This window comes from Actinomadura sp. SCN-SB, from assembly GCF_043906805.1.
Lineage (GTDB): Bacteria > Actinomycetota > Actinomycetes > Streptosporangiales > Streptosporangiaceae > Spirillospora.
Window position 1 is genome coordinate 144,836 of record NZ_JBIMPP010000013.1, and the last position, 6,757, is coordinate 151,592.

9 protein-coding genes and 1 pseudogene are annotated in these 6,757 nt (G+C 71.2%); 6 read left to right on the top strand and 4 right to left on the bottom strand.

All coding sequences use genetic code 11. The features are described 5' to 3' along the window. Nucleotides 1-10: 10 nt before the first annotated feature. On the top strand, nt 11-637 hold the full coding sequence (locus ACGWYJ_RS11710) for a TetR/AcrR family transcriptional regulator (RefSeq protein ID WP_395105919.1): 627 nt from the start codon (nt 11-13) through the stop codon (nt 635-637). Then, nucleotides 627-1,985 carry a protoporphyrinogen/coproporphyrinogen oxidase gene (locus ACGWYJ_RS11715; RefSeq protein WP_395105920.1) on the top strand — a complete coding sequence of 453 codons (1,359 nt, stop codon included), beginning with the start codon at nt 627-629 and terminating at the stop codon, nt 1,983-1,985. Before ACGWYJ_RS11710 ends, ACGWYJ_RS11715 begins: the two co-directional genes overlap by 11 nt. 49 nt (nt 1,986-2,034) lie before the next feature. On the opposite strand, the gene ACGWYJ_RS11720 is transcribed toward ACGWYJ_RS11715, so the two are convergent. Next, on the bottom strand, nt 2,035-2,799 hold the full coding sequence (locus tag ACGWYJ_RS11720) for an SGNH/GDSL hydrolase family protein (RefSeq protein WP_395105921.1): 765 nt from the start codon (nt 2,797-2,799) through the stop codon (nt 2,035-2,037). A 482-nt stretch (nt 2,800-3,281) separates the two neighbouring features. Here ACGWYJ_RS11720 and ACGWYJ_RS11725 point away from each other — a divergent pair, with 482 nt between their 5' ends. Next, entirely contained in the window at nt 3,282-3,671 is a 390-nt protein-coding gene (locus tag ACGWYJ_RS11725; RefSeq protein WP_395105922.1) for an acyl-CoA thioesterase, read from the top strand. A gap of 4 nt (nt 3,672-3,675) precedes the next feature. On the opposite strand, the gene ACGWYJ_RS11730 is transcribed toward ACGWYJ_RS11725, so the two are convergent. Together ACGWYJ_RS11730 and ACGWYJ_RS11735 are read right to left on the bottom strand one after the other, a co-directional pair. Next, nucleotides 3,676-4,161 carry a hypothetical protein gene (locus ACGWYJ_RS11730; RefSeq protein ID WP_395105923.1) on the bottom strand — a complete coding sequence of 162 codons (486 nt, stop codon included), beginning with the start codon at nt 4,159-4,161 and terminating at the stop codon, nt 3,676-3,678. Nucleotides 4,162-4,452: 291 nt separating this feature from the next. Next, the gene (locus ACGWYJ_RS11735) at nt 4,453-5,157 is read right to left on the bottom strand and encodes a transcriptional regulator (RefSeq protein WP_395105924.1); all 705 of its coding nucleotides are present in this window, start codon (nt 5,155-5,157) and stop codon (nt 4,453-4,455) included. 40 nt (nt 5,158-5,197) lie between these two features. On the opposite strand from ACGWYJ_RS11735, the pseudogene ACGWYJ_RS11740 reads away from it, so the two are divergent. Beyond that, nucleotides 5,198-5,512 (top strand): annotated as a pseudogene (locus tag ACGWYJ_RS11740) (alpha/beta fold hydrolase); the annotation flags it as partial. Nucleotides 5,513-5,718: 206 nt separating this feature from the next. On the opposite strand, the gene ACGWYJ_RS11745 reads toward ACGWYJ_RS11740, so the two are convergent. After that, a complete protein-coding gene (locus ACGWYJ_RS11745) occupies nt 5,719-5,898 on the bottom strand; it encodes a hypothetical protein (RefSeq protein WP_395105928.1) in 180 nt (59 codons plus the stop codon). Here ACGWYJ_RS11745 and ACGWYJ_RS11750 point away from each other — a divergent pair, their 5' ends adjacent. Both ACGWYJ_RS11750 and ACGWYJ_RS11755 read left to right on the top strand, forming a co-directional pair. Beyond that, nucleotides 5,899-6,048, top strand: coding sequence for a hypothetical protein (locus tag ACGWYJ_RS11750; protein ID WP_395105929.1), 150 nt, complete (start codon nt 5,899-5,901; stop codon nt 6,046-6,048). A 40-nt stretch (nt 6,049-6,088) separates the two neighbouring features. Beyond that, nucleotides 6,089-6,262, top strand: coding sequence for an SDR family NAD(P)-dependent oxidoreductase (locus tag ACGWYJ_RS11755; RefSeq protein WP_395105925.1), 174 nt, complete (start codon nt 6,089-6,091; stop codon nt 6,260-6,262). Nucleotides 6,263-6,757 lie beyond the last annotated feature (495 nt).

A 6,757-nucleotide genomic window follows, 5' to 3' on the forward strand; every position in this document is an offset into this window, starting at 1 on the left:
GTGGGGGCGCATGGGAAGACCTGCCAAGTACGGCCGGGACCAGATCCTCGACGCGGCCCTGGACCTCGTGGCGGAAGGCGGACCCGGCGCCGTCACGATGTCCGCCATCGCGGCCCGGCTCAACGCCCCGACCGGCTCGCTCTACCACCGCTTCGGCTCACGCGACCTGCTGCTCTCCGCTCTCTGGCTGCGCAGCGTCCGCAGATTCCAGGAGGGCTTCGTGGCGGCCCTGGAGGCCGGGGACGCCGAGGCCGCCGCTCTCCATACTCCGCGCTGGTGCCGCGCGCATCCGTCCGAGGCCGCGCTGCTGCTCCTGCACCGCCGGAAGGACCTGGTCAAGCATCCCGGAGAAGGCAGGGACGAGGACGTCAACGCCCGGGTGATGGCCGCGCTCGACGCGTACGCGGCGGCGCACCCCGGCATCGATCGGCGGCGGCTCGTGTTCGCCGTGGTCGACGTCCCCTACGGCGGCGTCCGCCGCTATCTGCTGGACGGCCGCCCGCCACCGGCCCTGGTCGACGAGCTGATCGTGGCCACGTGCCGCGCCGTTCTCTCCCCGGATCCACCGGCGGAGCCCGGGCCGGGGAAGCGTTCCACAGACACGCCGCAGGAAGGACACGTGACGCATGAGAAGTGACCGTCCGGACGAGGTGGTCGTCGTCGGCGCGGGCATCGCCGGCCTCAGCGCCGCCCATCGGCTGGCCGCGGCCGGGTTGCCGGTGACCGTCATCGAGGCGGAGCGCGCCCCCGGCGGGCGCATGTCCACGCAGGCGGTGGGGGAGGGGCTCATGGAACGGGGCGCCCAATTCCTGTCCACCGGCTACGAGTCCATCCCCGGGCTCCTCGCGACGCTCGGGCTGGAGGAACGCATCACCACGGTCTCCGGCCGGACGATGGTGGCCGACGACGGCCGAACCTGGCGATTCGACACCCGCAGGCCGCTGTCCATGGTCTCCGGCGGCCTGCTGCGGGGCCGGGACCTCGTCCCCGCCGCCCGGGGCGGATGGGCCGCGCGCCGCGAGCTGGCCGCCCGCCCGACCAACGACCTCGGACGCTGGACCGATCTGGACGAGCGCGACGGGCTGGAATGGGCGCGGGAGCGGTTCGGGCAGGGCCTGACCCGGCGGCTGGTCTCCCCGACCGTGCACGGCCTCTACTTCCAGGAACTGGACGCCAACAGCGCCGCGCTGCCCGGCACCCTGGCGGCCTTCTCCGCCCGCGGCGCCTCGGCGTTCACGCTGCGCGGCGGGCTCGGGACGCTGACCAGCGCTCTCGCGGAGACGGTGACCATCGAGTACGAGGTCCGGGTCGACCGCGTCCAGCGGCCGGAGTCCCCTGGGGGTCACGTCGTCCTGACCACCTCGCAGGGCCGGCGCGAAGCCGCGGCGGCGGTGATCGCGGTCCCCGCGGGCGCGGCCACGAGGATCCTGGCCGACCCCGCTCCCGACGAGGCCGCGGTGCTCGCCACGCCCTACAGCCGCGGGCTGCTCGCCGGGCTCGCCCTGGCGGAGCCGCTGGCCGAGGACGAACTGGGAGGCGCGTACGGGGTCCTGGTGACACCGGGCTCGTCCTCCCCGCTGGCCGCTGTCGCCGTCCACTCGCGGACCAACGCCGGGGCGGGGGAGGTGCTGACCGTGATGTTCGGGCAGGACGCCGCGCGGAGGCTGGCGACCGCCGATCACGCCACGGTCCGTGCCGCCGCCGTCGAATCGGTGGAGCCATGGCTGCCGGGGCTCGCGGACCGTGTCACCGACAGCCGGGTGACCCGCTGGCAGGAGGCCATGCCGTACGTGCCGATCGGGCATGCGGAGGCGGTGCGCCGCTACCGCGCCCGGCTGCCCGCCGGAAGCCCGGTGGTGCTGGCCGGGGACTACCTCGGCTTCCCCTGGTCCGACTCGGCCGCCTTCAACGGCCTGTGGGCCGCCGACAGGCTGGTCGCGGAGCTCACCGGCGCACCACCCGAGCGCAGCGGTACCGGTCCCTGATCGAACCCAAGTACCGGGGGCGGCCGGGGAGACCGGCCGCCCCCGCCGCTCACATCATCGGTCGCAGTTCGGGGCGCTTCGCGGTGCGGCCGTCGCCGGAGGACCGTCCCCGCAACCGGCGGGCCGCCCAAGGCCCCGCGAAGGACGCGGCCCACACCAGCTCGGCGCCGGCACGACGCCACGGCGACGGGAGAGGCACCGGCGGAAGGGGCTCGGTCCAGGTCTGGTCGCTGCCGGGCAGGCCGAGCGCCTCGGCGACGGCGGCGGCGAGGCGCGCGTGCCCGAGCGGGGCCAGATGGTAGCGATCGGGGCTGAACATCCGTAGATCGGTGGTCACCTGATGGTGGAAGGTGTCCACCAGGACGGCGCCGTGGCGGCGGACGGACTCACGGATGCGCGCGTTGAAGTCCAGCACCCGGGGCCGCGCGCGCCGGGCCAGGGGGACGATCCGGGCGATGTCGGGGTAGGTGAAGGTCACCACGCACGCGCCGGCGCCGGTGAAGGCCGCGAGTATCGCGTCCAGGTCCCCGGCCACGGCGGCGGCGTCGAAACCGGGCCGCATCAGATCGTTCATCCCCGCCGTGACCGTCACCAGGTCCGGTTCCAGGGCCAGGGCGGGGCCCACCTGCTCATCGAGGATCTGCCGGGCGAGCTTCCCGCGGACGGCGAGGTTGGCGTACCGGAAACCCGGCTCCTCCGCGGCCAGCATCTCGGCCAGCCGGTCCGCCCAGCCCCGGTAGCCGGTCCGCTCGTCCCCGTCATTGAGCCCCTCGGTCTGGCTGTCCCCGACCGCGACGTACTTCAGGTAGCCCATCGGCGCGCCTCCAGTAACATACATACGTGCATGTACGTATGTTATGTCGCCGACCTCACCGCCCGACCGGCGGGGGCACGAGGGAGGGGAGCACGCGACGCCGGAGGCGCCGTCCGCTCAGAGCGCCGGTGCGGAGGTGCGGGTCACGCCAGGTGATCGTTCATCGCGAGATGCGAGGTGTGCGCGCAGATATCGTGTGCGCTTCCCGGGCGAGCCGTTCAACTGAGGTGAGGACGCGGCCGAACATCCGGCGGCCTGCGACCGCACCCTCAACCGGAGCTCTCCAGGTCAAGGTAAATCCACACGGCGAAAACAACGGTGAGTACGACGAAGAGGATCGCTTTGATCACGCGGCGTGGAGAGATCATGAAGTGAATCTATCGGCACAGGTCACTCGCCGCGGCCGGCGGCCGGGTGTGGCCGCCGGCCGCGGCGAGTTCCGGTGCACAAAGCCGCGCGCCGAGACCCCTAGGATCCTCTACGTGATCTCTGAGTTGCGCGTACGGCCCAGGCACTGCGACGCGCAGGGAATGATGCACGCCCTGCGCTACTACGAATTCTTCGAGGACGCCTTCCTCGATTGGCTGGAAGGATCAGGCGGCTATGAGTCCCTGCGCCGGGACGGCCACGACCTGGTGATAAAGGCGAGCGGCTGCGAGCATCATCGCCCGGCCCGCCTGGACGAGATTCTGTCCGTCGAAAGCGCTCCCGCCCGGCTGGGCACGACGTCCCTCACGATGGTCTTCACGATGCGGTACGGCGACGACCTGGTGGCCGTCGGCACGATCACCTATGTGTGCGTGCGCGACGGCCGCGCCGCGCCGCTGCCCCCGGTCCTCACCCGGCACTGCCGTCCGGACGATAAACCCTGACCGTTCAGGCCCCGGCGTCCGGTCGCCCCGCATCGGCCCGCGCGCTGATCCACGCACGCACGATCGGACGGCGCAGCATCCTGGACAGCGTGAAGGACACCACGCCGTAAACGATCAGTGGCAGCGTGCGCACGGCCAGCCGGAACTGGAGAGCGGGCCAGTCCTCAAAGACTTCCCTGCTCTCGGATCGGCTGTACGGGGAAGCTGGCCAGTCCTCCAAGATGCCCCTCACCTCGAATCCGTTCTGCAGGAAAACAACGAGGAGCAACACGCCGCCTGGTGCGAACACCCCGAGACCAGAGAGCAACTTCTGCATGTAACCGACGGCCATGGGCCCGCCATGCCAGACCCGCCACATCCACAATCCGAGAATGACCGTGGAAATCAGCATGTACGACATGTCCTTACCCGTGATGGCATCTGGGGGGACGAAGTTGAACATGATCACCGCAACCCAGGACAGGCCCACCCAGAACAGAACGGCGACCACCTCCCATGGTCTTGGTGGGACGGCGGAGGACTCGGATGCCATGGGCGATCTCCAGGGACGAAATGCCGGGGGACTGGCTTGAAGAGGAACGTACCGGACAGACCCGGTATGGGTGACGCCGACGCGATCCACAGGTCTGGACGTCCGGAAGTGTCCTGCCGGGCCGGTCAGACGTGCGGTTCCTCGTGTCACGTCGGCCCGGCGAGCCGCCGCAGGTCGGCCGGCCGCACGGCGAGCACGGGCATCCGGGCACGCCACAGGCCGAGGAACCCCACGATGGACGGTGCCTCTTCAGCCGGGCTGGGTGGTGGGGTGTGCGGACGGGGTGGCCGCCAGGCTGGTCAGGAGCTTGAGCCGTTCTTCGGAGGCGCTGCCCGGTTCGGCGGTGTAGATGGTGAGGTGGTGACCCACTGCCGGGTTGGACGTGGGCAGGTCGAGGGATTGGTAGGTCAGCTCCAGCCGGCCCACCTCCGGGTGCCACAGCCGTTTGCTGCCGTTGTGGTGCAGGCGTCCGTCGTGAGCGGCCCACTGGCTGCGGAACGCGGTGCTGAGGGTGGACGGTTCACCGATGAGGTCGCGCAGGGCCCGGTCATGGGGTTCCCGGCCGGCCTGGGCGCGTAGCAGCGCGGCGCTGGCGGTGGTGGCCTCGTCCCAGTCGACGAAGAACCGCCGCGCGCCCGGGTCGAGGAAGACGTAACGGGCGATGTTGGCGCGGCCGTGCTGGGCGGTGGTGCGGCTGTCGAAGATCGGCGCGAGCAAGGTCCGCGCCGGCGCGTTGTGGGCGATGATGTCGTGGCGGCCGTTGCGCACGAACGCGGCCGACATCGTGATGGAGTCCAGCATCCACTGGACCCGGGGCGGGACCTGGGCGTCCTTGCGGCGGGCGGACGTGCGGCGTGCGGGACGGGCGGCGGCCAGCACCCCGACCTCCTCGCGGCGCAGCCCGGGAACCCGGCGCCGGCCGCTGGTGGGCAGGCCGACCTGCTCCGCCACCATCGACGGCCTGCGGGAGCGCTTCCGCGTGATCGCGCCCGAGATGGTGGGCTACGGCCACACGGAGCGGCCCGAGGGCATCACCTACGGGATCCGCACCTGGATCGCGCACGTCCTCGACGCCCTCGGTCTGCGCAAGGTCAGCCTGGTCGGCAACTCCATGGGCGGGCTGGTCTCCCTGCACATCGCGCAGCAGCGCCCGGACCTGGTCGACCGCCTGGTCCTCCTCGGGACGCCGGCCCCGGGCATGACCCCCTCGGAGGGGCTGGCGGCCCTGCGCGCCTACGAGCCGTCACCTGAGGCGATGCGCTCCCTGCTCCGGGACTACTTCGCCTTCGATCCCACGATCGTCACCGAGGAACTGGTCCGGTCCCGGTTCGAGGCGAGCCGGGCGCCGGGGGGTGCACGAGGTGTACCGGAGCATGCTCCACGACAGCCGCCACACGGGCGACGCCCTCGAACTCACCGAGGACGGCGTCCGGAGCATCGCCGCCCCGTGCCTCGTCGTGCACGGAGCGCACGACAAGGTCATCCCGGTCGAGACCGGATGGCGGCTCGCCCGGCTCATCCCGGACTGCGGTCCAAGCCGGTGGCCTGCACGTCGAGGTCATCGCGCCGACCGGCCCCGGCCCGTACCGGGACTTCCTCGACGAGCACGGCCCCGGCCTGCACCACATCCAGGTCCGGGGCGACCACCCGGCCGAGGCCGGCCGGCTGCTCGAATCGGCCGGAGCGACCGTCCACATGTCCGGCCGCGTCGGCATCGACGAGAGCGGCGGGCTGGACTACGCGCTGTACGAAGGCGCGGGGCTCCGGCACCTGGTGGAGGTGACCGTCGGCGACCGCGCGCGGCTCATGACGGTCCTTCCGTACGAACTCGTGACCGGCGACTGAAGCCGCGGCCTCCGCCGCCACGCATGCGAAAGGCACGCCATTGTCAGAGAAGAAGCGTTCGGTCATCGTCACGGGTGGCGCCTCCGGCACCGGGCTGGCGAGCGCGCGGATGCTGGGCACGGACGGCTGGTCCGTGGTCCTCGTCGACCAGGACGAGGAGCGGCTGGCGCGTGCGGCCGACGAGCTGCGCGATACCGGAGCGGACGTAACATGACACGGGCCGCGGCGATGGACCTCAGCTCGGCGAACCTGTAGTAGACGTCCTTGCCGTGCGAGCGGGTGCCGAGGATCCTGTCGTCGTCCAGATGAATCCAGGCGACCTTATCGATGATCGTCGTCATCGCCCGATCATCCCGTAAGCCCGGCGGGACCGTGGCGCCACTACGCCATCGCGAAATCACCGTTGGTAATGGCCAATGCCGTGGGCCCGGAGGTCAAGTGGTGGGCGATACTGGGATTGAACCAGTGACCTCTACCGTGTCAAGGTAGCCCGCGATCATGACTGACCTGCAGCGTCACGCGAATGCGCAGGTCAGGGGCCTCGATAGGGCGCAGTTGAGCGATGTTCGGCGACGTTGAGGGAAGGTGTCGTCGCCCAACTATCGCCCAGCCCGGTCGGGGAGTGGAGCATGGTTTCTGCGGGTCTCGCGTCCTCTGCCATCGGGGCCCGGGGTGGTGATCGGCTGATCCGGTGGTGCACCACGGTCAG

Coding starts and splice junctions, on each gene's coding strand:
- ACGWYJ_RS11735 (WP_395105924.1), bottom strand. CDS start 5,157: ATGGTGGCGGAGCAGGTCGGCCTGCCCACCAGCGGCCGGCGCCGGGTT.
- ACGWYJ_RS11710 (WP_395105919.1), top strand. CDS start 11: ATGGGAAGACCTGCCAAGTACGGCCGGGACCAGATCCTCGACGCGGCC.
- ACGWYJ_RS11750 (WP_395105929.1), top strand. CDS start 5,899: ATGTCCGGCCGCGTCGGCATCGACGAGAGCGGCGGGCTGGACTACGCG.
- ACGWYJ_RS11715 (WP_395105920.1), top strand. CDS start 627: ATGAGAAGTGACCGTCCGGACGAGGTGGTCGTCGTCGGCGCGGGCATC.
- ACGWYJ_RS11720 (WP_395105921.1), bottom strand. CDS start 2,799: ATGGGCTACCTGAAGTACGTCGCGGTCGGGGACAGCCAGACCGAGGGG.